Source organism: Actinomycetospora sp. (assembly GCF_055612215.1).
In genome coordinates this window covers 1-1,072 of the sequence record NZ_JBVPVA010000448.1, presented here as the reverse complement: position 1 = coordinate 1,072, position 1,072 = coordinate 1, and the positions used below count along the sequence as shown (strand labels likewise).

Sequence of the window (1,072 nt, the reverse complement as noted above, 5' to 3'; positions counted from 1 at the left end):
TGGCGGCGGTCGGGGAGGCGGGGCACGGCGTCCTCGGGGACCGTGCGGGCGCGCACCTCGTCGTGCCGCTCGCCTCGGCCGCCGACGAGGAGACGGTGGTGGCCCGGGCCGCGGCGGTCGGGCTGCGCGTCGACGGGCTCGCCGCGCACCACATGCACCCGGGCGACCCGGCGGCGCCGACCCGCCCCGGCGTCCTCGTCGGCTGGGCCGCCCCGACGCGCACGGAGCTCGTCGACGCCCTCGCCCGGTGGCGCGGGGTGCTCGCCGGCGTCCCCGGCACGCCGCGCGGGGACGACGTGGGGTCCGCGTAGGCTCCGCCCGCATGGGAGCACCCGGACGGCGCCCGACGCTGCTGGTCCTCTTCGGCGGGCGGTCGGGCGAGCACTCCGTGTCCTGCGTCTCGGCGGGCGGGGTCCTGGACCACCTCGACCTCGAGCGCTTCGACGTCCTGCCGGTCGGGATCACCCGGGCCGGGGAGTGGCTCGCCGTCGGCGACGACACCTCCCGCTGGCGGCTGCACGGGCGCGAGCTCCCCGAGGTCACGCCCGGCGCGGGCGAGCCGGTGGCACTGCTGCCCGACCCCACCCGACGCGAGCTGATCAGCCTCGCCGACGGACGCCGGGGCGAGGCCATCGCGACCGTCGACGCCGTCTTCCCCGTCCTGCACGGCCCGGCCGGCGAGGACGGCGAGGTCCAGGGCCTGCTCGAGACCGCGGGGATCCCCTACGTGGGCGCCGGGGTCGGCGCGAGCGCCGCGTCGATGGACAAGGTCGTGACGAAGGCGCTGCTGCGCGACGCCGGGCTGGGCGTCGGCGCCGCCGTCGCCCTCGACCGCGCCGCGGACGACCTCACGCCCGCCGACCGCGACCTCCTCGGCCTGCCGGTGTTCGTCAAGCCCTCGCGGGCGGGCTCGTCGGTGGGCATCCGCCGCGTCACCGCCTGGGAGGACGTCCCCGACGCCGTCGCCTTCGCCCGCCGCAGCGACCCGAAGGTGCTCGTCGAGGCCGCCGTCGTCGGCCGCGAGATCGAGTGCGGCGTGCTGCAGTTCCCCGACGGCCGCGTCGAGGCGAGC

The 1,072-nt window shown here is 78.8% G+C and carries 1 protein-coding gene and 1 pseudogene; both read left to right on the top strand.

The genetic code is table 11. The annotated features are described in order from the left end of the window. Nucleotides 1-311: pseudogene (locus AC0CYZ_RS12590) on the top strand (hypothetical protein); the annotation flags it as partial. A gap of 11 nt (nucleotides 312-322) precedes the next feature. Further along, on the top strand, nucleotides 323-1,072 hold a 750-nt coding region (locus AC0CYZ_RS12585), incomplete at its 3' end, for a D-alanine--D-alanine ligase (protein ID WP_472215769.1).